Here is a 23,784-nt window from a genome sequence, read left to right on the forward strand (position 1 = left end):
CGCCCGGGTCGCGTGTCGCGCGTCACGCCCGCGCCCCGCGGCGTCAGGCGGGCGTGCTCGCGCCCGGCGTCTCCGGGTCCTCGCGCGTCGTCGAGCCCTCGCGGCCCTCGCCGCGGTCGTCGGGCGGGAGCTGGCAGAACCGCTCCGCCACGAGCCCGACCACGGCCAGCAGCACCGCGCACGCGACGGCGACGCCCGCCGCCACCGCGCGGTCGCGCTGCGCCTCGATCGAGAGGTCGGGCAGGGCGACGAGCACCTGCGCGCCGTACCAGCCCGCGAGCAGCGCACCCGTGAGCGCGGCGGCCTTGGCGAGCACGAACGTGCGGGCCGCGCGGATCGCGTCGAGCGAGGGCCGCTTGCCCCGCTGGTAGGCGCGGACGGTCCACCCGGCCCAGAACACCGCCCCGGCGAGCGCGACGACCGCGACGTCCACGATCCACGGCACCGCCGGCAGGTGCGTGCCGCGACCCTGGAGGAGCCGCACGACGAACCAGCCCACGACCGCCGTGGCGACCGCCACGAGCAGCAGGGTGCGGACCGAGGTGCGCCGCATCAGCGCTGGGCGTCGTGCGCGGGGCCCGAGACCGGCCCGAACGGCGGCCACGGGTCGCTCGCCGGGGGCAGCGACGCGTCGGCGAGCGGCCCGGGGGCCGACGCCTGGTTCGGCGCCTGGCCGGGAGGCTGGACCGGAGCGAACGGCACCGACCGGATCATGCCGTCGTCGACGGTGGCCGCCGGGTCGGCGGGGGCCGGCGCGTGCGGTGCGCCGACGGGCGGCGCCGCCGGGTGGACCGGGGCGAAGGTGGGGAACGCCGGGGCGCCGTGCTCAGCGGGCTGGGCGGCGTCCTGCACCGGGGGCTCCCGGTCGGGCAGGACCGCCGGGCGGTGCGACGGCCCGGGGAACGGCGCGACGCCCGGCAGCCCGTCCTCGTGCGCCCCGAACGAGCCGTCCGGGACGACCGTCGTGGACGACCCCTCGGCCGTGGGCACCACGCCCTCGGAGACCGGGGCGAAGACGGGCCGGACCACGGGGGCCTCTGCGGGGACCGCGGCCTGCGGCGGGAGCGCGGCCTGCGGCGGGGCGACGGGGAGCGCCGCGCCCGGGGCGGGGGGCTCCTGCGGCGGCACCGGCTGGGCGGGCGGCTGCTGCTGGGCCGGCGGTCGCTGGGGCAGAGGCTGCTGCGGCACCGCAGGGCGCTCGGGCAGCGCCTGGTGCGGGGCCTGCGCCGGGTGCGGGGCCTGCGCCGGGACGGGCGGGTGCTGCGGCCCGACCGGCGCGTGGGCGTCCGTCGGCGCCGGCTGCGCACCGACGGGCGTCGGCCCCGACGTCGACGGCGCGTCCTGCGGTCCGGTCGCGGCGTCCGCCGACGGCTGCCGGTACGGGTCGTCGACCACCGCGGGCTCTGCCGGCGCAGGGGTCGACGGGGCAGGGGCGGCGTCGGAGCCCCCGGTCGCGACCGGGACCGCCCCGGTGGGCTCGGGCGCGTCGGTCAGCCAGTCGAGCGCGAGCCACCGGATCCCGCCCCGGTCGGGCGCGGTCGCGGCGAGCGCGGCGACCGGTCCGCCACCGAGACCGGGCAGCACGGCGTCCGGGTCGATCTGCGACCAGGGCTCGAGCACGAACGCCCGCTCGTGGGCGCGCGGGTGCGGCAGCTCCAGGTCGTCCGCGACGGCCGTGAGCGTGCCGTACACGACGAGGTCCACGTCGAGGGTGCGCGGCCCCCAGCGCTCGTCGCGCACCCGGCCGTGCGCGTGCTCGACGGCCTGGCACGCGTGCAGCAGGTCGCGGGCCGAGAGGCGCGTGCGCGCGAGCAGCACGATGTTGAGGAAGTCGGGCTGGTCGGGACCGCCCACCGCCGCCGTCCGCGCGAGCGGCGACACCTCCGTGATCTCGAGCCCGGAGATCCGGTCGAGGTCGGTGATCGCGTCGCGCAGCGTCTGCTGCGCGTCGCCGAGGTTCGCCCCGAGGGCGAGCACCACCTCGACGAACCCGGCGGGGACGTCGTCCATGCGGTCGTGCTCGGCGGGCGGCGCCTCGTCCGCGGCACCCGGCCCGGCCGGCTCCTCGGGCGCCGCGGCCGGGGCGTCGGGCGACACCGCCGCGAGCGGCGCGGGGGCCTCGGCGTGCGGCGCGGACGTCGGCTCGGCGGGCTCGCGCTGCCCGGCGTGCTGCGCGGGCTCGTCGAACGGCGCGGGAGCAGGCGCCGCCTCCTGGCTCCGCTCCGGCAGGGGCGCGACGACCGCGTCGGCGCCCGGGTGCTCCGGCGCGACGGGCTCCACCCCGGCCGGGACGGCAGGGGCCGGCACCGGTGCGACGGGCGCGGCCGGCACCGGCTCCGGGGCCGGCGCGACGGGGGCCGGGGTGGCCTCGAGCAGCGCGTCGTACGGTGCCGGGCTCTGCTCGTCGGCCGGCCGGGCAGCGTAGGCGGGCTCCTCCGGGGCGGACACGGCGGGCGCCGGCTCGTCGACCACCACGGGCGCCTCCCGGGTCGCGTCGGACGCGTCGTCGAGGAGCGGGCTGTCGTCCACCGGTTCGTGCACTGCCTCGGGCACGTTCTCGAGCGCGGTCTCGTAGGCCGGGTCGTGCAGGTCCTCGTCCGCGGGCGACGGGACGTCGACCGGGACCGGCGTCGTGCCCGGCGGGATGCTCGGCGGCATGACGTCGGGCGCCGGGGCCAGCTCCACGCGCTCCTCGGCGACCGGGGTGTCCCCGACGCCGTGGATGAGCGCCGGGGCGACCGAGCCCACGGGGATCGGCCCGACGGGCGGCGCGTCCCGCAGGCCGTGCTGCTCGGACCGCCGGGCGAGCGGCCCGACGACCGGCACGACGACGCGGTCGCGGCGGATGACGACCTCGACGTCCTCGAACGGGACCGTGATCGGCGCCTGGGGCTTGTGCACGGCGACGTCGACCGCGACGACCTCGTCGTGGGTGAGGATCGTCGCGGCGATGCGCTCCGCCACCGTCTCGACGAGGTCGGCGGGCGAGCCCGCGAGGACGGCCACGACGTCCTCGGCGACGCCCGCGTAGCTGACGGTCTGGGCGAGGTCGTCCCCGCTCGCCGCCGCGCGCGTGTCCAGGTGGAGCACGACGTCGGCGCGGAAGAGCTGGCCCTCGGCCTTCTCGTGCTCGAAGACACCGTGGTGCCCCGTGGCGCTCAGGCCCGTGAGCCGGATCCGGTCGAACGGCCGTCCGTCCGCGTCGAGGACCGCTCCTGCGAACGCTGTGGTCACGTCGTGCTCCCGTCCGGTGCTCCGCCGCCGCCCGCCGGTCGGGCGGACGGACCTCTCGTCACCGTGTCTCGTTACGTGTGTCGTGCTGCGCCGGGCCGGCCGCGCCGCGGGGCCCGTCGCCCATCCTGCTAGGTCGTGGGCCGCGCCGTCGAGTCGCTTCCGGTCCTCGGTCGGTCGGTCCCGCCCGCGCCGGTCCCGTCCGGCGACCCCGCGCCCGCGCGCGACCAGGCGGCGGCGACCCGCACGGCGTCGGCCGACGCCCGGACGGTGTGGACCCGCACGCACCACGCTCCCGCGGCGGCGGCGAGCGTCGTGATCGCGGCGGTCGCGTCGTCGCGCAGCAGGGGCGGCACGGGCTGCCCGTCGGACCGCGCGAGGAGATGGCCCAGGAACCGCTTGCGGGACGCTCCGACGAGCACCGGCAGGCCGAGCTCCTCGAGCTCGCCGAGGCGGGCGAGCAGGGGCCAGTTGGACGACCCGGCCTTCGAGAACCCGAGGCCCGGGTCGAGGACGACCTGGTCGCGCCGCACCCCGGCCGCGCGCAGCGTCCCGACGCGGGCCGCGAGCTCGTCGCGCACGTCCGTCACGACGTCGTCGTAGTCCTCGAGGTCGTCCATCACGTCGGAGTGGCCGCGCCAGTGCATGCACACGTACGCGACCCCGGTGCGCGCGACGACGTCGGCCATCGCCGGGTCCGCGAGCCCGCCCGAGACGTCGTTGACGATCCGCGCCCCCGCCGCGACCGCGCGCTCGGCGACCACGGCCCGCGTCGTGTCGACGCTGACGACCGCGCCCTCCGCCGCGAGCGCGGAGATCACCGGCAGCACGCGCGCGAGCTCCGCCTCGACGGGGACCCGGCCGGCACCCGGCCGGGTCGACTCGCCGCCCACGTCGAGGATGTCGGCGCCCTCGCCCAGCAGCTCACGCCCGTGCGCGATCGCGGCGTCGGGCTCGTACCACTCGCCGCCGTCGGAGAACGAGTCCGGCGTGACGTTGACGACGCCCATGACGAGCGTCCGGCCCACGTCGGCCAGCTCCTCGAGCCCGGCGACCACGAAGCGGTCCACGGGACTAGCGCCCCAGGATGAGGCTCATCGCCTCGGCCCGCGTCGCGCCGTCACGCATCTGGCCCCGCACCGCCGACGTCACCGTGCGCGACCCCGGCTTGCGCACGCCGCGCATCGACATGCACAGGTGCTCGCACTCGACGACGACGATCGCGCCGCGCGGCTGCAGGTGCTCCACGAGCGCGTCGGCGATCTGCGACGTGAGGCGCTCCTGGACCTGCGGGCGGCGGGCGTAGACCTCGACGAGGCGTGCGAGCTTCGACAGGCCGGTGATGCGGCCGTCGACGTTGGGGATGTAGCCGATGTGCGCGACGCCGTGGAACGGCACGAGGTGGTGCTCGCACGTCGAGTACACCTCGATGTCCTTGACGAGCACCATCTCCTCGTGACCGAGGTCGAACGTCGTCGTGAGGACGTCCGCGGCCTCCTGGCGCAGGCCCGCGAAGATCTCGCGGTACGCGCGCGCCACGCGCGCAGGGGTGTCCCGCAGGCCCTCGCGGTCCGGGTCCTCCCCCACCGCGAGCAGCAGCTCGCGGACGGCGGCCTCGGCGCGCTCCTGGTCGTACGGGGGCACGTCCGCCGGGGCGCGCAGGTCCTCGGCCGAGCGGGCTCGGCTGATCGCGCCCGCGGGAGCGTCCGTAGGGGTGCCCATCAGTCCTGCCCCGGCTCGCGCACGTCGGTGACGTCGGCCGTGCCGTCGCGGCCGAGCGCCCGGTCGAGCGGGCTGTCCGCGGGGACCTCGCCGATGCGCTCGGGCGGCAGCTCGTCGTTCGCGGCCGCGGCCTCGTCCTGCGGGATCACCGGGGCGCCGTTCTGCGCCGCCTTCTCGGCGTCCGTGAGCACGGGCCCGCGCTGCGAGACGGCGCGCTGCTCGCTCGAGAGCCACACGTCGCGCGCGTCGCGCTTGACGACGGGCTCGAAGACGCGGGCGAGCTCCGCCTGGTTCAGCGTCTCCTTCTCCAGGAGCTCGAGGACGAGCGCGTCGAGCACGTCGCGGTACTGCGTGAGCACCTCCCACGCCTCGTCGTGCGCGGCCTCGACGAGCTTGCGCACCTCGTGGTCGACCGTGCCCGCGACGGACTCGGAGTAGTCGCGCGTGTGGCCCATGTCGCGGCCCATGAACGGTTCACCGGACCCGGTGCCCAGCTTGATGGCGCCCACGCGCTCGCTCATGCCGTACTCGGTGACCATCTTCTTGGCGATCGCCGTGGCCTTCTCGATGTCGTTCGAGGCGCCCGTCGTCGGGTCGTGGAAGACGAGCTCCTCGGCGACGCGCCCGCCCATGGCGTACGCGAGCTGGTCGAGCAGCTCGTTGCGCGTCGTGGAGTACTTGTCCTCGGTCGGCATGACCATCGTGTACCCGAGCGCGCGTCCGCGCGGCAGGATCGTCACCTTGGTGACGGGGTCCGTGTAGCGCATCGCCGCGGCGACGAGGGCGTGGCCGCCCTCGTGGTACGCCGTGATCTTCTGCTCCTTGACGTTCATGACGCGCGTGCGCTTCTGCGGGCCGGCCACGACGCGGTCGATCGCCTCGTCGAGCGCACGGTCGTCGATGAGCTGCGCGCCGCTGCGGGCCGTGAGGAGCGCGGCCTCGTTGAGCACGTTCGCGAGGTCGGCGCCGGTGAAGCCCGGCGTGCGGCGCGCGACGGCGGCGAGGTCGATCTCGGGGACGATCGGCTTGCCCTGCGCGTGGACGCGCAGGATCGCCTCGCGACCCTTGAGGTCGGGCGCCTCGACGGCGACCTGGCGGTCGAAGCGGCCCGGGCGCAGGAGCGCCGGGTCGAGGATGTCGGGGCGGTTGGTCGCCGCGATGAGGATGACGTTCGTCTTGACGTCGAAGCCGTCCATCTCGACGAGGAGCTGGTTGAGCGTCTGCTCGCGCTCGTCGTGACCGCCGCCCATGCCGGCGCCGCGGTGGCGGCCGACGGCGTCGATTTCGTCGACGAAGATGATCGCGGGCGAGTTCTCCTTGGCCTGGGTGAACAGGTCGCGGACGCGGCTCGCGCCGACGCCCACGAACATCTCGACGAAGTCCGAGCCGGAGATCGAGTAGAACGGCACGCCGGCCTCGCCGGCGACGGCGCGCGCGAGCAGCGTCTTGCCGGTCCCGGGCGGGCCGTAGAGCAGCACGCCCTTGGGGATCTTGGCCCCGACCGCCTGGAACTTGTCGGGCTCCGCGAGGAACTCCTTGATCTCGTGGAGCTCCTCGACGGCCTCGTCGGCGCCCGCGACGTCCGCGAACGTCACCTGCGGGGTGTCCTTGGAGACGAGCTTGGCGCGCGACTTGCCGAAGCCCATGACGCGCGAGCCGCCGCCCTGCATGCGCGAGAGCAGGAACCAGAACAGCACGCCGATGATGAGGAACGGGATGAGCAGGCCGAGCAGCGAGGACCAGAACGACGGCTGCGCGACCTCGGAGTTGTACCCGTCCTTCGGCTCCGCCTGGACGACCGCGTCGACCACGGCCTCGCCCTGCGGCTGGACGTAGTAGAACTCGACGTTCTTGCCCTTGTTCTCCTCGGTGTCCGTGCCCTCGTCGACCACGTAGTCGTCGGACAGCGTGAGGCGCACGCGCTGGTCGCCGTCCACGATGAGGGCCTGCTCGACCGTGTCTCCCGAGAGCAGCTCGAGGCCCTGGGACGTGTCGATGCGCTGGACCGTCGGGCGCGACAGCGTCGCGAAGGCGATCCACAGGATCACGAGGCCCAGGACGATCCAGACGATCGGCCCACTGAGAATCTTCTTGATGTTCATCGGCGACGGGGCGTGCGCCCCGGATCCCTCCGCTCGCGCAAGTGTTCGGGCTCGAAACTACACTCTGGACCTTGACGCCTGCTGGGGATCACGCCTCTGTTCGCCCAGGGCGTGGCCCACGTCGCCTGGGCGCGGGCGGCACGCCGCCCGGACGCGGGCGGTCGTCGCGCCCCCGTGGCCGGGGGCGCGCCCGCCTCCCGTTCAGCTCGAGTACACGTGCGGCGCGAGCGTCCCGACGAACGGCAGGTTGCGGTACTTCTCCGCGTAGTCGAGGCCGTAGCCGACGACGAACTCGTTCGGGATGTCGAACCCGACGTACCGGACGTCGACGTCGGTCTTCGCGGCGTCGGGCTTGCGCAGCATCGCCGCGATCTCGACCGACGCCGGCCCGCGCGAGCGCAGGTTCGACAGGAGCCAGGAGAGCGTGAGGCCCGAGTCGATGATGTCCTCGACGATGAGCACGTTGCGGCCCGTGAGGTCCGCGTCGAGGTCCTTGAGGATGCGCACGACGCCCGACGACTTGGTGCCCGACCCGTACGACGAGACGGCCATCCAGTCCATCTCGACGTGGCTGTGCAGGCGCCGCGCGAGGTCCGCCATGACCATGACGGCGCCCTTGAGGACGCCGACGAGCAGGAGGTCCTTGCCCGCGTAGTCGCGGTCGATCTGCGCCGCGATCTCGTCGAGCCGCGCTCCGAGCTGCTCCTCGGTGAGCAGGATGTTCTCGAGGTCGCCTGCGACGTCCGATGCTTCCACGGGGGTCACTCCTGAGGTGTGGGGGTCGGCGGGGGGATGCTGCGCCGGGGCGTCGTCTCCGGGCCCAGGGAAAGCCTGCCACACGCGCGCGCGGCCCTCAGGTCGCCCGGCAGGTGCACCGGGCCCTGGCCGCGCCACGCCGTGACGAGCGCGTCGAGCGCGTCGACGTGCACGGCGAAGAGGTCGCCCGCGGGGCAGCCCGCGCGCAGCGCCGCCGTCCGCAGCGCCCGACGCCGCAGGGCCGGGTGCGCGGTGGCGAGCGCCCCGGCGTCCAGCACCACGTCCTCGGCGCCCGACGCCGCAGGCTCGCCGACCGGGCCGCCCTCGCCGTCGTCCGGGGTCGCCACGAGGGCGGTCACGAGGAGGTCCGCGGCGAGCGCGTCGAGCAGGTCGGCGTCGTCGCGCAGCAGGTCCGCGGTGCGCGCGAGGGCCGGCACAGCCCCGGGGCCGAGCACCTCGACGAGCGCGGGCACGACGAGCGTCCGCACCTGCGAGCGCAGGGGCAGCGCCGTCGCGCCCGGCCGCGCCGCGTCGTCGCCCGGCGCCTGCAGGCCGTTCGTGGGGTCGTCCCACCACGCGAGCCCGAGCGTGCGGCACACGGCCTCGGTGTCCGCGCGCCGCAGCGCGAGGAACGGGCGCCGGTGGACGCCGCGTCGGGGCGCCATCCCGGCGAGCGAGCGGGCACCGGCCCCGCGGGCGAGACCGAGCAGCACCGTCTCCGCCTGGTCGTCGAGCGTGTGGCCCAGGAGGACCGCGGCCGCACCGTGCCGGGCGGCCGCCGCGTCGAGCGCGTCGTAGCGGGCCGCGCGCGCGGCGCCCTCCGGGCCGTCGCCCGACGCCGGGACGACGACGCGGCGCACCTCGACCGGGTCGAGCCCGAGGCCCCGGCAGCGCTCCGCGGCGTCCGCCGCGACGCCCGCGCTGCCGGCCTGGAGCCCGTGGTCCACGACGACGGCGCCCGCGCGCAGCCCGAGCCGGGGCGCGACGAACGCCGCGGCGGCCGCGAGCGCCGTCGAGTCGGCGCCTCCCGAGCACGCGACGAGCACGAGGTCGCCGCGGTCCAGGTCCCCGAGCGCGTCGCGCACGGCCCGGCGCGCGGCGGCGACGACGGGCGCCGGCCCGCCCACCGGCTCAGCCGTGGACGCGGCGCACCCAGGCGCGCGCGTCGGCGATCTCGCGGGCGGTCGGCAGGTTCTCGGGCGACGCCCACACGGCGTTGAACCCGTCGCGCCCGACCTCCTTCTCGACCGCGCGCACGAACGCCGCGCCGTCGCGGTACTGCGCGATCTTGGCGTCCATGCCGAGCACCCGACGCAGCACGACGTCGAGCCCGGAGCGCCCCTCGCCGTCGCGCCGCGCCTCGAACTTGCGGCGGATGCTGCGCACGGTCCGCACGGTGCGCGGCCCGACGGCGTCCATCGCCACGTCGGCGTGCCCCTCCAACAAGGCCATGACGGCCGTGACGTCGGCGAGGCGGTCCTGCTCCTCGGGCGTGAGGAGGCCGTCGACGAAGGTGCCGTCCTCGCCGCGCACGGCGTGGAGGACGGCGCGACCGACGGTGGCGAGCTTCTCGCGCAGCCGCGCCTCGGCGAGCCGGCGCGAGGACGCGGAGAGCTCGGTGAGGAGCGCGCTCGCCCGCGCGCGCAGGTGGTCCGCGAGCCACGGCGCGGCGGCGAACTGGAGCGCGTGCGTCTGCTCGTGCAGGCACACCCAGAGGCGGAAGTCGGCGGGCTCGAGGTCCAGCGCGCGCTCGACCTGGAGGACGTTCGGCGCCACCAGCACGAGCCGCCCGGGCGAGCCGGTGGCCGCGGGCGCCGGACCGCCGTCGGGCACGGGGCCGGGCGCGATGCCGGGCGCGGCCGCGGGGCCGCCCAGCCCGCTGTAGGGGTCGAACTGGCCGAGGACCCGGCTGGACAGGACCGCGAGGACCGACCCGACCTGCGCGGCCCCGACGAGCGCGGTCGCCTGCGGGACGCGCCCGCGGTCGCCGACGAGCGCGTCGGCCACGCCGTCGGTGAGCGACGCCATGATCTCGGTGTTGGCGCGCGCCCAGCGCGCGCGGTCCACGACGTACACGGTGCCCAACTCGGTCGTCGACCCGCCCGCGGCGGGACTCATGCGCGTCACGTCGAGCACGTGGGGCACGGCAGCCTGGGCCACGCTGCGCAGCCCCTCGACCAGGTCGGCGAGCTCGTCGCGCGACGCCTGGGGTCCCGGGCGCGCGAGCCGGCCCGCGATCTGCGCGGCGGCCGACCAGTCGACGATCGACGTGTCGCCGCGCGACGGGTCGCTGCCCGAACGGCCGTCCTGCTCGACGAGTGTCACCGTCTCACCGTATCCCGGGACCGGGGGTCGCGTGAGGGGTGGGGATATACTTCCCGGATATACGACCGAGGAGGCCCGCCGATGGTCCGCACGACGGTGTTCCGCAGCAACCGGACGCAGGCAGTCCGCCTGCCCAAGGCAGTCGCGCTGCCCGACGACGTCCGCGAGGTCGAGGTCCGGGCCGTCGGCAGGTCCCGGGTGATCACGCCGGCGGGCTCCGGCTGGGACGAGTGGTTCGACCACGGTCTCCGCGTCGCCGCCGACTTCCTCCCCGACCGTGACCAGGGGACCGCCGAGGAGCGCGATGCCCTGTGAGCACGCTCTACCTGCTGGACACCAACGTCCTGGTGGCTCTGCTCCGCGGGAACGGCTCGGCGGCGCGCCCGCGGCTACGGGGGGCAGAAGGGCGCATCGCGGTCTCGACGGTGAGCGAGATGGAGCTCGAGTACGGCATCGAGAGGTCGGACGCACCACATCGCAACCGTCAGGCGGTCGACGAGCTGCTGTCGCTCGTGGACGTGCTCCCCTTCGACGGTCTCGCGGCGATGCACGCCGGACGCGTCCGTGCCCTCCTCGCCGCCCGCGGCACGCCCATCGGGCCCTACGACGCCCTCCTCGCCGGGCACGCCCGGTCGCTCGGTCTCGTCATGGTGACGAACAACGTCCGCGAGTTCACTCGCGTCCCCGGTCTCGAGGTCGAGGACTGGCTCACGGAAGCGTCGGACGAACCGTGAGCGACACCGTTCAGGCGGCGCAGCCGCACTCCGCGAGCGACGCGACGAAGTCGTCGAAGATGAGGCGCGCGCCGTACGTGCCGCCGTCGGGGACGGCGTCGGCCATGAGGGAGAACACGAGGAGGCGGTCGTCCGCCGTGACGACCGTGCCCGCCAGCGACGTGACGTTCGGCAGGCTGCCGGTCTTGGCCCGCACGACGCCGCGACCCGCGTTCTCGAGGTAGCGCTCGCCGAGCGTCCCGGACAGTCCCGCGACCGGCAGCCCGACGGCGCCGGGCCGCAGCCGCGGGTGCTCCGGGTCGGCGAGCAGGCCGACGACCTCGTCGAGCTGCGCGGGCGTGACGACCGAGCCGTCGCCGAGGCCCGAGAGGTCGGCGAGCGTCGCGCCCGTGAGGTCGACCCCGAGCCCCTCGACGGCCGTGCGGACGGCCTGCGTCGCGCCCGCCGCCGAGCCGGGCAGCCCCGCGTCGATCGCGACGATCCGCCCCACGACCTCGGTGATGGTGTTGTCGGAGTGCTGCAGCAGGTACGCGACGACCTCGCTCAGCGGCGCGGACTCCACCTCGCCGATCGTCCGGCCGTCGTCGGGCGCCGGGGCGCGCACGACGTCGCCCGCCACGGTGACCCCCTGCTCGGCGAGCGCGGCGACGAACGCCTCCGCGGCGGACATCGCCGGGTCCTCGGCGCGCGGCGCGTACTCCTCGTCCTCGAGCCGCGCGATGTCGACGGCGAGCGCCGCGACCGGTGCCACGTACCCGTTGCGCACGCTCGCCGGGTCGACCGTCGGCGCGACCGCGGCGCCGGTGAAGAGCGTGTCGTCGAGGCGGAGCGCGACCGTCGTGCGGCCCGTGAGCCGGAGCTCGCCCGCGACCTGCGCGGCGAGGTCGCCGAGGCCCGCCCGGCCGTTGACCGCCGTCGGGTCCCCGGCGCCCGCGGCGAGCATCATGTCGCCGCCGCCCACGAGGTACACGGTCTCCTGTCCCTCGAGGACGGCGCGGGTCGGGAGGGTCGCGTGCGCACCGGGCGACGTGAGGGCGGCCGCCGCGGTGAAGGTCTTGAGCGTCGACGCCGGGACGTGGCCGACCGTGTCGCCGCTCGCGCCGAGCACGTCGCCCGTCGCCGCGTCGGTGACCAGGACGCCGACGCGCGGGCCGAGCCGCGTGTCGGCCGCGAGCGCGTCGGCGAGGCCCTGCACGCTGCCCGCGGCGGGGACGGGGGCCGCGGCGTCGAGGGTCGGCAGGCCGGCCACGAGCGGGGGCGCTGCGACGGCTCCCGGCGCCTCGGGGAAGGGGTTCGGCTCCGGGTACGGCTCCGCGGTCGTGAGCACGCCCGGAACGACGTCGTACGCGTCCGCCGCGACGTACCCGCCCGCGAGGACGAGCACGACACCGACGGCCACGCCCGTGCGCGCGCCCCAGCCCATGCGTCTCCCCCGGATCGGTCCGTCCGTCGCGTCCGCGCGCGTCTGCTCGGCACCGGCGGGGACCGGTGCCTCCACCGGGACGTCGGGTGCGGGCACGTGCGCATTATCACTCAGCCCGGGCGGCCGTGAGGCCTGTGGAAACCCTCCCGCGCGGACCGCACGTGTCACACTAGTTCCCGCACGACGGCGTGGTCCGTCGTCCACAGACCCAGCCACCGCCCGAGCGTCGCGGTGCCGGTACGACTGGAGGAAGCAGTGGAGTTCGACGTCACGATCGAGATCCCCAAGGGGCAGCGCAACAAGTACGAGGTGGACCACGCGACCGGTCGCATCCGCCTCGACCGCATGCTCTTCACCTCGACGCGGTACCCCGACGACTACGGGTTCATCGAGGGGACGCTCGGCGAGGACGGCGACCCGCTGGACGCGCTCGTCCTGCTCGAGGAGCCGACGTTCCCCGGCTGCCTGATCCGCTGCCGCGCGCTCGGCATGTTCCGCATGCGCGACGAGGCCGGCGGCGACGACAAGGTCCTCTGCGTCCCGACGGGCGACCAGCGCGCCGCGTGGCGCCAGGACATCGACGACGTCTCCGACTTCCACCGCCTGGAGATCCAGCACTTCTTCGAGGTCTACAAGGACCTCGAGCCCGGCAAGTCCGTCGAGGGCGCCCACTGGGTCGGCCGCGCGGACGCCGAGGCCGAGATCGAGCGCTCGCTGCAGCGCGCCATCGACTCCGGGTACCACACGCCGGGCCACTGACCCGCGTACCACCCGCACGCACGACGGCGGCCGCTCACCTCGCGAGGTGAGCGGCCGCCGTCGTGCGTCACGGCCGGGCGAGGCCGTTCCGGTAGGCCCAGACGACGACCTGGACCCGGTCACGCAGCCCGAGCTTGGTGAGGACCCGGCCGACGTGGGTCTTGACCGTCGCCTCCGAGAGGTACACCCGCGCCCCGATCTCGGCGTTCGACAGCCCCTCGGCGAGCAGCGCGACGATCTCGCGCTCGCGCCCGGTGAGCACGCCGACGGCCTCGGACCGGGCGACGACGTCCGGGAGGACGGGGGCGACTTCGGCGAGGAGCCGCCGCGTCGCCGACGGTGCGATGACGGCGTCCCCCCGGTGCACGGTGCGGACGGCGGCGAGCAGCTCGTCGGTCGGCGCGTCCTTGAGCAGGAACCCGGCGGCGCCCGCTCGGAGCGCGGCGTAGACGTACTCGTCCACGTCGAACGTCGTGAGGATGAGCACCCGGCACGGAGGCATCGACGCGTCCAGCAGCCGCGCCGTCGTCTCGATGCCGTCCATGACCGGCATGCGCACGTCCAGGACGACGACGTCGGCCCGCCGCTCGCGCTGCACGCGCAGCGCCTGCGCGCCGTCGGCAGCCTCGCCGACCACGGCCAGGTCCGGCGCGGCGTCGATCACGGCGACCGCCCCCGCGCGGACGAGCGGCTGGTCGTCGACGACCAGCACGCGGATCACGGGCCACCGTCCGCAGGCCGAGGCGGTGCGAGCGCGTGCTGGTTCGAGGCCGGGACCGAGGCCGCGACCGTCCACGCCTCGCCCGCGCGGATCTCGAGCGTCCCGCCCGCCGCCTCGATCCGCTCCCGCATCCCCACGAGCCCCAGGCCCGCGCCGGTCGCCGGTGCGGCGTCCGGGCCGGGAGCGGGCCGGGCGGCCCCCGCGTCGTCGGACGACGGGACGTCCGCCACCTCCACGTGGAGCCCGGCACCGTGCCACGCGAGGGTGACCGTCGTCGACGAGCCGGGCGCGGCGTGGCGCGCGCTGTTGGTCAGCGCCTCCTGGACCGCGCGGAACGCGGCGAGCTCCGCCGTCGGCCCGAGCGGCACGGGGACGCCCGACTCGACGACCCGCACGGCGCGGCCGGCCCGGCGGACGCGGTCGACGAGGCCGGGCACGTCCCGGAGCGTCGGCGCCGGCGCCGCGGCCGCCGCACCGGCGGGGGCGCTCGCCGGCTCGGCGCGCAGCACGTGCACGATCCCCCGCAGGTCCCGCAGCGCCTCGCGCCCGGTCTCCTCGACCACCGCGAGCGCCTGCGCCGCGCGTCCGGGGTCGGCGCGGCCCACGCGCGCCTGGGCGACGACGACCGAGAGGGAGTGCGCGACGACGTCGTGCATCTCGCGCGCGATCCTGGTGCGCTCGGCGAGCACGGCCCGCTCGGCCCGCTCCTCGCGCTCGGCCTCCGCGCGCTCGCGCCCGGCCAGCGCCTCGCGCCGCACCTGCTCCTGCGACCGCCGGAGCAGGCCGGCGGTCCAGGCGACCACGACGAGGGCGGCGAGGAGCAGGCCCAGCAGCCACGGGCTCGGGCCGATCGGCGACGCCGTCACGCTCGGGTCCACGCGGTACCGGAGCGCGGTCGCCGCCACGCCGACGACGCCGGTCACCAGCCCGAGCGGACGCGGCCCCCACGCCGTGCAGGAGTAGACGGAGAGCAGGAACACGGCCGCCGACGGCAGCAGGAAGTAGAGGCCGGACACCGCGAGCATCCCCGCCGCGGTGAGCGCGACGAGCACGTGCGAGAGCACCGGGGCCGACCGGCGGGCGACGAAGGCGACGTGCGCCAGCGCGGCGAGCCCGACGAGGGCCCAGGCACGGGCGGCGGGGAGCGACTCCAGCGCGACCACGCACGTCACGGGCAGCAGGGCGAGCGCTGCCGCCGTCGCGACGAGCACGTCCCCGCGGGCGGGCCGCAGGCTCACGGGACGGCGACCGATCGGGTGCCGCGGAGGGCGGGGCGCGCCGCGGCGTCGCCCGCGTCCAGCGTCGCGACGAGCAGCGCCACGCCGATCACGAGCCAGGTGCCGTAGGTCAGGGCGACGATGACGGTGATCGCGCCGGCACCGAGGTCGACCGGACCGTCGTCGAGGCCCAGGAGCTGCGCGGCGGTCCCGAAGACCATGAGCGCCCCCATCGTGAGCCCCGCGGACGCCGCGACCCACCCGACGGCCTGCAGCGCGGCCCGGACGCCCCGGGCCGGGACCGGGCGGTGCGTCAGCGCGAGCACCAGGACGGCCGCCGTCGCGAACAGCACGACCTCCATCACCGGCGCTCCCCCCGTGTGCGGCTCGGGCCGTCCGAGCGTACCGCCCAGCCACCAGTAGGCCTTGAGCGCCGGGTAGGGCACGCACATCGCCAGGCCGAGCGCCCGCGGCCACCGACGCCGGACGGGCCGGGCGCCCGTCGTGGCGACCGACCACGTGCTCAAGGTCGTGACCACGGCCGTCAGCGTGGCGAGCGACCGCACCAGCGCCCCCGGGACGTCGACCACGGCGAAGTCACCGGCCGGGATCCCTGTCACGGCGAAGAACGCCCGGAACGCGTCGAGCGCGAGACCCCCGCCCGCCCAGAAGAGCAGGACGACCGCGGTCCAGCCGAGCCCGAGGGCCAGGCGCCGGGACGTGCGACGGCGACCACGGGCGGCCACGACCGCGAGCAGGGCGCTCCCCGCGGCGACGGGCGCGACCCACGACGGCGCGAAGATCGCCGAGTACCCCTCCGGGGGCGGCCCCCACCAGCGCAGGGCGCCGGCGACGAGGGTCACGGACGCGCAGGCCACCATCGCCGCGGCGGTGCGCGCGGAGCGGGTGAGCCCGGGGGGACCGGGGCGGAACCAGGACGAGGTCGTGTCGGTCATGGGACCAGGCTCGCCAGGGCGGCCCCCTGGACGCGTCGCCCTCAGGTCGCGACGGTGCGCGACCCAGGTCGTGCGTCAGGGGCGGCCCGCGTAGGGCATCGCGTCGGCCCAGCGCATCGCCACCTCGTGCACGGGGCTGCCGGGCTGGCGGGCCTCGATCATCATGCCGTTGCCGGTGTACATGGCGACGTGGCGGATGGTCGACGGGTTCGACGTGTCGTCGGCGTAGAAGATCAGGTCGCCCGGCCGGAGCTGGTCGTAGGAGATCTTCTGCACGCGCTGGTACTGCGACCGCGACGTGCGCGTGATGTCGACGCCCGCCGCGGCCCAGGCGCGTGACGTGAGGCCCGAGCAGTCATACCCCGGCCCGGTGCCGCCGAACACGTACGGGGCGCCGATCTTGGTGCGCGCCCACGCGACCGCGGCCTGGCCCTGCGCGGCGCTGCCCACACCGGTGCCCGGGGGCGGCGTGACGACCGGCGGCGGGTCGGGGGCCGGCGCGGGCGTCGGTGCGGGTGCCGGGTTCGGCGCAGGTGCGGGGTCCGGGGCCGGGGGCGGCGCGGGTGCAGGGTCGGGCGCCGGGTTCGCGGGTGCGGGGCTGCTCGTCAGGGGCGCCGCGGGCGTGCCCGACGACGTCCCCGTCGCCGGGGCCTCGACGCGGGCCCGGGCGGCGGCCTCGCGCTCGCTCGCGGCCTGCGCGTCGAGGGCGTCCTGGCGCTGACGCTCGACGTCGACGCTCGTGGCGCGCGCGCGGGCGAGCTCGGCGAGGAGCGCCTCGCGGCGGGTCGCGGACTCCTGCACGGCGTCGGCGAGCGCGTCGGACGAGACCTGGGCGGCGGCGAGCGCGTCCCGTGCGCGGTCCTCGACCTCGCCCTGGTGCGCGAGCGCCGCGTCGGCACGGGCACGGGCGGTGTCGGCCACGGCGCGCGCCGTCGCGTGCGCGTCGACGGCACGACCCGCGGTGCGGCCGGCGACGCGCTCGGCGTTCTCCCGCTCGACGACCTGGCCCACGCCGTCCGCGTCCAGGACGGCGCGCAGCGCGTCGAGGTCGGCGGAGCCCTGCCGCGACGCGCGGAAGAGCGCGCCCACGGCGGCGCGGGCGTCCGTCTCGCCCGTCCGGGCCGTCGTGAGCGCCTCCTGCGCGTCGCGGACCTCCGCGTCGGCCGCGGCGAGCGCGTCCTGCGCGGCCGCGTACTCCTCCGCCGCGGTCTCGACCGCCGCCTCGGCGGTGGACTGCCGGTCCCGCAGCGACGCGAGCTCGCTCTCGACCGTCGCGACGTCCCGGGCCGCGCCCTCCGCGGCCTCGCGCGCGGCGCGGACGTCGTCGTCGGACGGCGGGTCGGACGACGCGGAGGGCGCGAGCCCGACGCCGAGCACGAGCGCGAGCAGGCCTGCCGAAGCCGCGGAGGCGAGGCGTCGGGGCCCGGTCGAGCGTCGCCGCGCTCCCCCGAGGGACTCGGTCCGGGCGGCGGGCGCCGACGTCACGTCGTCCATCGCTCCTCCTTCGACCGGTCGCGCGGCGTGTCCCGTTGACAGCACCCGCACGAGTCTGCCCAGAAGGTCCGCGATGCGCCATCGGAGCGCCGTGCTTCTTCTCAGGATGTGGTCTCGCATCGCGAGACCCCCCTGTCGGACGGCGAGGATCCCGCCTAGCCTCGCCAGCATGTCCCGTCGAATGTGTCGCTGACCCCAGCACACGTTCGCCTGCCCGCGAGCCGTCGTCGACGACGTCCTCGCCGTGGCGATCCCGTCCCGTGTGCGCCCCCCGCCGCGGTCGACGGCCGGCCTCCCGCCCTCTCGTCCCCGTGGCCCCCGCCCGGCGCGCCGCGCCGACGTCTTCCCCACCCCCACCACCCGCAGGAGAGCACCATGAGCACCGAGAACGCCCCCGCCTGGTCCTTCGAGACGCGCCAGGTCCACGCCGGCCAGACCGCCGACCCGACGACCGGGGCCCGCGCGCTGCCCATCTACCAGACGACGTCGTTCGTCTTCCCCGACGCGTCCGTGGCCGCCGACCGCTTCGCGCTCAAGGACCTCGGCCCCATCTACACGCGCATCGGCAACCCGACCCAGGAGGTCGTCGAGAACCGCATCGCCTCGCTCGAGGGCGGCGTCGGCGCGCTCCTCCTCGCGTCCGGGCAGGCCGCGACGACGTTCGCGATCCTCAACGTCGCCGAGGCGGGCGACCACGTCGTCGCGTCCCCGAGCCTCTACGGCGGCACCTACAACCTGCTGCAGTACTCGCTCGCCAAGCTCGGCGTCGAGACGACGTTCGTGGCCGACCCGCACGACCCGCAGGCCTGGCGCTACGCGGTGCGCCCGAACACCAAGCTGTTCTTCGGCGAGACGATCCCCAACCCGCAGGCCGACGTCCTCGACATCGAGGCCGTCGCGACGGTCGCGCACGAGGTGGGCGTCCCGCTGGTCGTGGACAACACGGTCGCGACCCCCTACCTGCTGCGCCCGCTCGAGCACGGGGCGGACGTCGTCGTGCACTCCGCCACGAAGTACCTGGGCGGCCACGGCTCCGCGATCGGCGGCGTGATCGTCGACGGCGGCACCTTCGACTACGCGGCCCACCCCGAGCGCTTCGCGAACTTCAACACGCCCGACCCGTCGTACAACGGCCTCGTCTACGCGCGCGACCTGGGCGTGGACGGCATCCTCGGCGCGAACCTCGCCTACGTGCTCAAGGCCCGGGTCCAGCTCCTGCGCGACCTGGGGTCCGCGATCTCCCCGTTCAACGCGTTCCTCATCGCGCAGGGCATCGAGACGCTCTCGCTGCGCGTCGAGCGCCACGTGGCGAACGCGCAGAAGGTCGCGGAGTGGCTCGAGGCGCGCGACGACGTCCGCACCGTGCACTACGCCGGGCTCGCCTCGAGCCCGTGGCACGCCGCCGCGCAGAAGTACCTGCCGCGCGGCGCGGGCGCGGTCCTCGCGTTCGAGCTCGACGGCGGCAGCGAGGCCGGGCAGGCGTTCGTCTCCGCGCTGCAGCTCCACTCCAACGTCGCCAACATCGGCGACGTGCGCTCGCTCGTCATCCACCCCGCGTCGACGACGCACAGCCAGCTCACGCCCGAGGAGCAGGCGCAGTCCGGCGTGACGCCGGGCCTCGTCCGCCTCTCCGTCGGCATCGAGCACGTCGACGACATCCTCGCCGACCTCGAGCTCGGGTTCACGGCCGCCAAGTCGTCGCTGGGCGCCTGAGCGACGACGCCCGCACGCGCGGCAGAACGACGACGAGGACTGCGATGACGGATCTGGACAGCCGGGGCGCCCTGCGCGCCCCGGCCGTACAGTGGCCGACGGTGAGCCCTGTGAACGACGACCTCCTCCCCTCCGCCCCCGACGGCCGGCGCGGTCCCCGCGCGGACGCCGCGGCGGGGCACGGGGTCGCGCCGTCGCGCGCCCGGGTGAAGGCTCCGGTCCCGGCGACGGGAGCGTGGCGCGAGGGCGACCCGGCCGGGCGACGGCGCTTCGCCGACGTCGGCACGTTCGACCTCGAGTCCGGCGCCCGCCTGCCCGACGTCCGCGTCGCGTACGAGACGTGGGGCACGCTCGCACCGGACGGGTCGAACGCCGTCCTCGTCCTGCACGCCCTCACCGGCGACTCCCACGTCAGCGGCCCCGCGGGCGAGGGCCACGCCACCGCGGGCTGGTGGGAGTCGCTCGTCGGACCCGGCGCGCCGATCGACACCGACCGCTGGTTCGTCGTCGCGCCCAACGTGCTCGGCGGGTGCCAGGGCACCACGGGCCCGGCGTCCACCGCGCCCGACGGGCTCCCCTGGGGCAGCCGCTTCCCGCGCGTCACGACCCGCGACCAGGTCGCCGTCGAGATCGAGCTCGCGCGGTCGCTCGGCATCTCGTCGTGGGCGTTCGTCGTCGGCGCGTCGATGGGCGGGCACCGCGTCCTCGAGTGGGCCCTCCTCGGCCCCGAGGCCGGGATCGACGTCGTCTCGCTCGCGGCGATCGCCACGAACGCGCAGACCACCGGCGACCAGATCGCGTGGGCGCACCCCCAGCTCGGGGCCGTCCGCGCCGACCCCGGATTCCGCGGCGGCGACTACTACGACGCCGCGGACGGCGAGGGCCCGCACGTCGGCCTCGGCATCGCCCGGCAGATCGCGCACGCGACCTACCGGTCCGCGCGCGAGCTCGACGACCGGTTCGGGCGCCTCCCGCAGGGCGGCGAGGACCCGTTCACCGACGGGCGCTACGCCGTGCAGTCGTACCTCGACCACCACGGCGACAAGCTCGCGCGGCGCTTCGACGCCAACTCGTACGTCGTGCTCACGGAGTCGATGCTCACGCACGACCTGGGGCGCGACCGCGGCGGCGTCGAGGCGGCGCTCGCCCAGGTCACGGCGCACGCGCTCGTCGTCGCGGTCGACACCGACCGGCTCTTCCTCCCCGCGGACTGCGCACGCATCGCGGCCGGGATCCCGGGGGCCGACCCGATGCGGACGCTCACGAGCGACTTCGGGCACGACGGGTTCCTCATCGAGTTCGACCAGCTCGGCCCGATCGTCGCCGACTTCCTCGGGGAACGGGCCGGCGTCCGCGACTGAGACCTGTCCACGGGACGGTGCCGTGGCGGGCGTGCCCACGCCGTCCTGGCACGATGAGGAGATGGACAGCGACGTGACCGAGGCAGCCCAGCACCTGCGCGCCCAGTGGGACCGGCTCGACCGGTGGCTGCGCGACCTCGGGGACGAGCTGGACCGCGACGCCGGCCGGGAGAGCGTGCTCGACGGCTGGACCGTCGGCGAGCTCGTCACCCATCTCGGCCGGGTCATGGAGACCCTCGCGCTGTGCGGGCCGGTGCCCGCCGGGACCGTCCCCCTCACGCTCGCGGAGTACCTCGGCACGTACCCGGAGCGGGCGGAGGAGATCGAGCACGCGACGCGCGCCCTCGACGAGCAGATCGCCGACGACCGCCTCGGGCACGTCGAGGCCTTCGCCGCCGCGGGCTTCGCACGCCTCGACGAGCTCGCCGACGAGAGCGTCGTGCAGGCGCGACGGGGACCCATCACGCTCCTCGACATGGTGCGCTCACGCGTCCTCGAGCTCGTCGTGCACGCCGACGACCTCGCCCGCACGTTCCCCGGCGTCCCCGCCGACCCCGTGGACCGTGCCGCGCTCGACGCCGTCGCGGCCGAGCTGCTGCGCGTCGTCGTCACGCGCGGCGGCTGGGCGCTCGAGGTGCACGACGCCCGCCTCTGGCTGCGGGTCGCGTGCGGCCGCGTCCCCTACGACGTCGACGAGCTCGCGCGCGCCCTGGAGCCCGTGCACACCTCCGAGGCGGTGCCCGACCTCGGCCGGATGCTCCCGCTCCTCTGACCGCTCCCCCGGTGGGGTGACGCGCGGCACGCAGCCTCCCGTGGTTGCGGCGCGGGCCGGACCGTAGGTTGGGGGCATGCTTGCCGCCTACGCCGACCACCTCGACCCCGACGACCCCCTGGCCGGGCTGGTCGTCGGGGAGCGCCCCGAACCCGACGCCCGCGAGCACTGGACGACCGTGGACGTGCGCGCCGCGTCGCTCAACCACCACGACCTCTGGTCGCTGCGCGGCGTCGGGCTGCCCGCCGACCGGCTCCCCATGATCCTCGGGACGGACGCCGCGGGCGTCACGCCGGACGGCACCGAGGTCGTGGTGCACGCGGTGGTCGGGGCGGACGGGCACGGCGTCGGTCCGACGGAGCGGCGGTCGCTGCTCTCCGAGCGGTACCCCGGCACGCTCGCCGAGCGCGTCGCCGTCCCGACGCACAACCTCGTCCCCAAGCCGCCGGAGCTGACCTTCGTCGAGGCCGCGTGCGTCCCCACGGCGTGGCTCACCGCCTACCGGATGCTGTTCACCGCCGGCGGCGCCGCCCCCGGCGACCGCGTCCTCGTCCAGGGCGCCGGCGGTGGCGTCGCGACGGCGGCGGTCGCCCTCGGCGCGGCCGCCGGGCTCGAGACGTGGGTGACGTCCCGCTCCGCCGGCAAGCGCGCCAGGGCAGCAGGGCTCGGGGCCGCTGCGACGTTCGAGCCCGGCGCCCGGCTCCCCGCACCGGTCGACGTCGTCGTCGAGACCGTCGGCCGGGCGACCTGGGGCCACTCGCTGCGCTCGGTGCGCCCGGGCGGGACCGTCGTCGTCGCGGGGGCGACCAGCGGCGACGCGTCGCCCGCGGAGCTCACGCGCGTCTTCTTCCACGAGATCCGCATCCAGGGCGTGACGATGGGGTCGCGCGACGACCTCGCCGCGCTGCTGCGGTTCCTCGCCCGCAGCGAGGTGCGCCCCGTCGTCGACCAGGTGCTCCCCCTGGCGCGCGCCCGCGACGGGCTCGCGCGCCTCGCGACCGGCGACCACTTCGGCAAGGTGGTGCTCACGCCGTGACGTCGACCGCGTGGCGCCCGGACGTCCTCGGAGCCGGGTACGAGCAGCGCACGGTCGAGCTGGAGCCCGACGACGAGGGCGAGGTCGTCGTCACCGTCGTGCGGCACGCACCCGAGACGCAGGAGCCGGTCCGCCCCGCGCGCGCCGTGCTGTACGTCCACGGCTGGAGCGACTACTTCTTCCAGACCGAGCTCGCCGAGACGTGGCACGGCCTGGGCGCCGCGTTCTACGCCCTGGACCTGCGCAAGTACGGGCGAAGCTTGCGCCCGCACCAGACGCCGGGGTACGTCGAGCACCTCGTCGACTACGACCCCGACATCGCGGCCGCGCTCGACGTCGTCCGCGGGGACCTCGGCGCGCACGTCGCGATCATGCTCATGGGCCACTCCACCGGAGGGCTCGTCGCGGCCCTCTGGGCGCACCGGCACCCGGGCGCCGTCCGCGGGCTCGTGCTCAACAGCCCGTGGCTCGAGCTCCAGGGGTCGTCCGTCGCCCGGACCGTCTCGGGCCCGGCGATCCGTCAGCTCGCGCGCTTCCAGCCGCGCACCCCGCTGCCGAACGTAGACCCCGGGTACTACGCGCGGACGTTGCGCGACCGCGACGACGGCGCCTGGGTGATCGACGACGCCTGGCGGCCCGTCCCGTCGTTCCCCGTCCGCGCCGGCTGGCTCCGCGCGATCATCTCCGGCCATGCCCGCGTCGCGGCGGGGCTCGCCATCGACTGCCCCGTGCTCGTGCTCCTCGCCGAGAGGTCGCTCTTCAGCACCCGCTGGTCCGAGGACATGCGCTCCGCTGACATCGTGCTCGACGTCGAGCCCCTCGCGCGCCGCGCGGCGCACCTGGGGCGGGTCGTCACCCTCGTCCGGATCCCCGGCGGGATGCACGACCTCTCGCTCTCCGCCCCCGAACCGCGGGCCCGGTTCTTCGCGGAGATCGTCCGCTGGTCAGCAGCCTACGGCTGGGCCTGACGTCGACGGCCACACGCCGTCCAGCCCAGGAACCACGCCTCTACCTCGGCGGACCAGGGCTCTACCTCGGCCGACCGCGGCTCTACCTCGCGCGACCGCGGCACTATCTCGGCGGCGAGAGGTACCTGAGTGAGGGTATGCGGAAATGCCGAAGGCCCACCCCGTGTGGGGTGGGCCTTCGGTGAAGGGTTGTCCGGCGGCGTCCTACTCTCCCACCCCGTCTCCAGGGCAGTACCATCGGCGCTGAAGGGCTTAGCTTCCGGGTTCGGTATGGGACCGGGCGTTTCCCCTTCGCTGTGACCGCCGTAACTCTATGGAACCTTTGTCAACACTGGGCACCCCGTGTGTGGGGTGTGGTGTTGGTGGTTCGGGAACCGCACAGTGGACGCGTAGCAAAATGTGTTGGTGTTGAAGTTGTCGGCTGATTAGTACCGGTCAGCTGCACGGGTCTTTCGTCCCCGCTTCCACGTCCGGCCTATCGACCCAGTGTTCTG

At 75.9% G+C, this 23,784-nt stretch carries 21 protein-coding genes and 1 rRNA gene; 8 read left to right on the forward strand and 14 right to left on the reverse strand.

What is annotated here, in order from left to right:
• Positions 1-43: 43 nt before the first annotated feature.
• The 8 genes from ACZ402_RS15945 to ACZ402_RS15980 form a co-directional block, all read right to left on the reverse strand.
• Positions 44-553: a DUF3180 domain-containing protein gene (locus ACZ402_RS15945; RefSeq protein WP_375826033.1), complete on the reverse strand. Its 510-nt coding sequence runs from the start codon at positions 551-553 to the stop codon at positions 44-46.
• Positions 553-3,234, reverse strand: a complete 2,682-nt coding sequence (gene folK, locus ACZ402_RS15950) for a 2-amino-4-hydroxy-6-hydroxymethyldihydropteridine diphosphokinase (protein WP_375826034.1) — start codon at positions 3,232-3,234, stop codon at positions 553-555. Before folK ends, ACZ402_RS15945 begins: the two co-directional genes overlap by 1 nt.
• Before the next feature lie 128 nt (positions 3,235-3,362).
• On the reverse strand, positions 3,363-4,241 hold the full coding sequence (folP, locus tag ACZ402_RS15955; RefSeq protein WP_375826045.1) for a dihydropteroate synthase: 879 nt from the start codon (positions 4,239-4,241) through the stop codon (positions 3,363-3,365).
• A 64-nt stretch (positions 4,242-4,305) separates the two neighbouring features.
• Entirely contained in the window at positions 4,306-4,953 is a 648-nt protein-coding gene (folE, locus tag ACZ402_RS15960) for a GTP cyclohydrolase I FolE (protein ID WP_375826035.1), read from the reverse strand.
• Positions 4,953-7,055, reverse strand: a complete 2,103-nt coding sequence (ftsH, locus tag ACZ402_RS15965; protein ID WP_375826036.1) for an ATP-dependent zinc metalloprotease FtsH — start codon at positions 7,053-7,055, stop codon at positions 4,953-4,955. Before ftsH ends, folE begins: the two co-directional genes overlap by 1 nt.
• Before the next feature lie 201 nt (positions 7,056-7,256).
• Positions 7,257-7,811 (reverse strand): hypoxanthine phosphoribosyltransferase, encoded by a 555-nt coding sequence (gene hpt / locus ACZ402_RS15970; RefSeq protein WP_047233909.1) that lies wholly within the window; start codon positions 7,809-7,811, stop codon positions 7,257-7,259.
• 5 nt (positions 7,812-7,816) lie between these two features.
• Positions 7,817-8,938: a tRNA lysidine(34) synthetase TilS gene (gene tilS / locus ACZ402_RS15975; protein WP_375826037.1), complete on the reverse strand. Its 1,122-nt coding sequence runs from the start codon at positions 8,936-8,938 to the stop codon at positions 7,817-7,819.
• A gap of 4 nt (positions 8,939-8,942) precedes the next feature.
• Entirely contained in the window at positions 8,943-10,136 is a 1,194-nt protein-coding gene (locus ACZ402_RS15980) for a zinc-dependent metalloprotease (RefSeq protein WP_375826038.1), read from the reverse strand.
• 81 nt (positions 10,137-10,217) lie between these two features.
• Between ACZ402_RS15980 and vapB the strand changes: the two genes are divergently transcribed.
• Positions 10,218-10,451, forward strand: a complete 234-nt coding sequence (gene vapB, locus ACZ402_RS15985; protein WP_375826039.1) for a type II toxin-antitoxin system VapB family antitoxin — start codon at positions 10,218-10,220, stop codon at positions 10,449-10,451.
• Positions 10,448-10,870 (forward strand): type II toxin-antitoxin system VapC family toxin, encoded by a 423-nt coding sequence (locus ACZ402_RS15990; protein ID WP_375826040.1) that lies wholly within the window; start codon positions 10,448-10,450, stop codon positions 10,868-10,870. Before vapB ends, ACZ402_RS15990 begins: the two co-directional genes overlap by 4 nt.
• A gap of 10 nt (positions 10,871-10,880) precedes the next feature.
• On the opposite strand, the gene dacB is transcribed toward ACZ402_RS15990, so the two are convergent.
• Positions 10,881-12,389, reverse strand: coding sequence for a D-alanyl-D-alanine carboxypeptidase/D-alanyl-D-alanine endopeptidase (gene dacB / locus ACZ402_RS15995; protein ID WP_375826041.1), 1,509 nt, complete (start codon positions 12,387-12,389; stop codon positions 10,881-10,883).
• A 159-nt stretch (positions 12,390-12,548) separates the two neighbouring features.
• Here dacB and ACZ402_RS16000 point away from each other — a divergent pair, with 159 nt between their 5' ends.
• Positions 12,549-13,052 carry an inorganic diphosphatase gene (locus tag ACZ402_RS16000; RefSeq protein ID WP_034655165.1) on the forward strand — a complete coding sequence of 168 codons (504 nt, stop codon included), beginning with the start codon at positions 12,549-12,551 and terminating at the stop codon, positions 13,050-13,052.
• A 67-nt stretch (positions 13,053-13,119) separates the two neighbouring features.
• Here ACZ402_RS16000 and ACZ402_RS16005 read toward each other — a convergent pair whose 3' ends face one another.
• The 4 genes from ACZ402_RS16005 to ACZ402_RS16020 form a co-directional block, all read right to left on the reverse strand.
• Entirely contained in the window at positions 13,120-13,773 is a 654-nt protein-coding gene (locus tag ACZ402_RS16005) for a response regulator (RefSeq protein ID WP_375826101.1), read from the reverse strand.
• Complete coding sequence (locus ACZ402_RS16010) at positions 13,770-15,011, reverse strand: sensor histidine kinase (protein WP_375826102.1); 1,242 nt, start codon at positions 15,009-15,011, stop codon at positions 13,770-13,772. The genes ACZ402_RS16005 and ACZ402_RS16010 overlap by 4 nt, the downstream gene beginning before the upstream one ends.
• Positions 15,008-15,946, reverse strand: coding sequence for a hypothetical protein (locus ACZ402_RS16015; RefSeq protein WP_375826103.1), 939 nt, complete (start codon positions 15,944-15,946; stop codon positions 15,008-15,010). Before ACZ402_RS16015 ends, ACZ402_RS16010 begins: the two co-directional genes overlap by 4 nt.
• 75 nt (positions 15,947-16,021) lie before the next feature.
• Positions 16,022-17,440, reverse strand: a complete 1,419-nt coding sequence (locus ACZ402_RS16020; protein WP_375826104.1) for a C40 family peptidase — start codon at positions 17,438-17,440, stop codon at positions 16,022-16,024.
• 375 nt (positions 17,441-17,815) lie between these two features.
• On the opposite strand from ACZ402_RS16020, the gene ACZ402_RS16025 reads away from it, so the two are divergent.
• The 5 genes from ACZ402_RS16025 (at position 17,816) to ACZ402_RS16045 (ending at position 23,290) form a co-directional block, all read left to right on the forward strand.
• Complete coding sequence (locus ACZ402_RS16025) at positions 17,816-19,153, forward strand: bifunctional o-acetylhomoserine/o-acetylserine sulfhydrylase (RefSeq protein WP_375826105.1); 1,338 nt, start codon at positions 17,816-17,818, stop codon at positions 19,151-19,153.
• Positions 19,154-19,254: 101 nt separating this feature from the next.
• The gene (gene metX, locus ACZ402_RS16030) at positions 19,255-20,514 is read left to right on the forward strand and encodes a homoserine O-acetyltransferase MetX (protein ID WP_375826106.1); all 1,260 of its coding nucleotides are present in this window, start codon (positions 19,255-19,257) and stop codon (positions 20,512-20,514) included.
• Between the two features lie 61 nt (positions 20,515-20,575).
• Positions 20,576-21,286, forward strand: coding sequence for a maleylpyruvate isomerase N-terminal domain-containing protein (locus ACZ402_RS16035; RefSeq protein WP_375826107.1), 711 nt, complete (start codon positions 20,576-20,578; stop codon positions 21,284-21,286).
• 76 nt (positions 21,287-21,362) lie between these two features.
• Positions 21,363-22,322: a zinc-binding dehydrogenase gene (locus ACZ402_RS16040; protein WP_375826108.1), complete on the forward strand. Its 960-nt coding sequence runs from the start codon at positions 21,363-21,365 to the stop codon at positions 22,320-22,322.
• Positions 22,319-23,290, forward strand: coding sequence for an alpha/beta hydrolase (locus ACZ402_RS16045; protein WP_375826109.1), 972 nt, complete (start codon positions 22,319-22,321; stop codon positions 23,288-23,290). Before ACZ402_RS16040 ends, ACZ402_RS16045 begins: the two co-directional genes overlap by 4 nt.
• A 191-nt stretch (positions 23,291-23,481) precedes the next feature.
• Here ACZ402_RS16045 and rrf read toward each other — a convergent pair.
• Positions 23,482-23,598: ribosomal RNA gene (gene rrf / locus ACZ402_RS16050) — 5S ribosomal RNA — on the reverse strand.
• Positions 23,599-23,784: the final 186 nt, after the last annotated feature.

The organism is Cellulosimicrobium sp. NPDC030954, assembly GCF_055571305.1.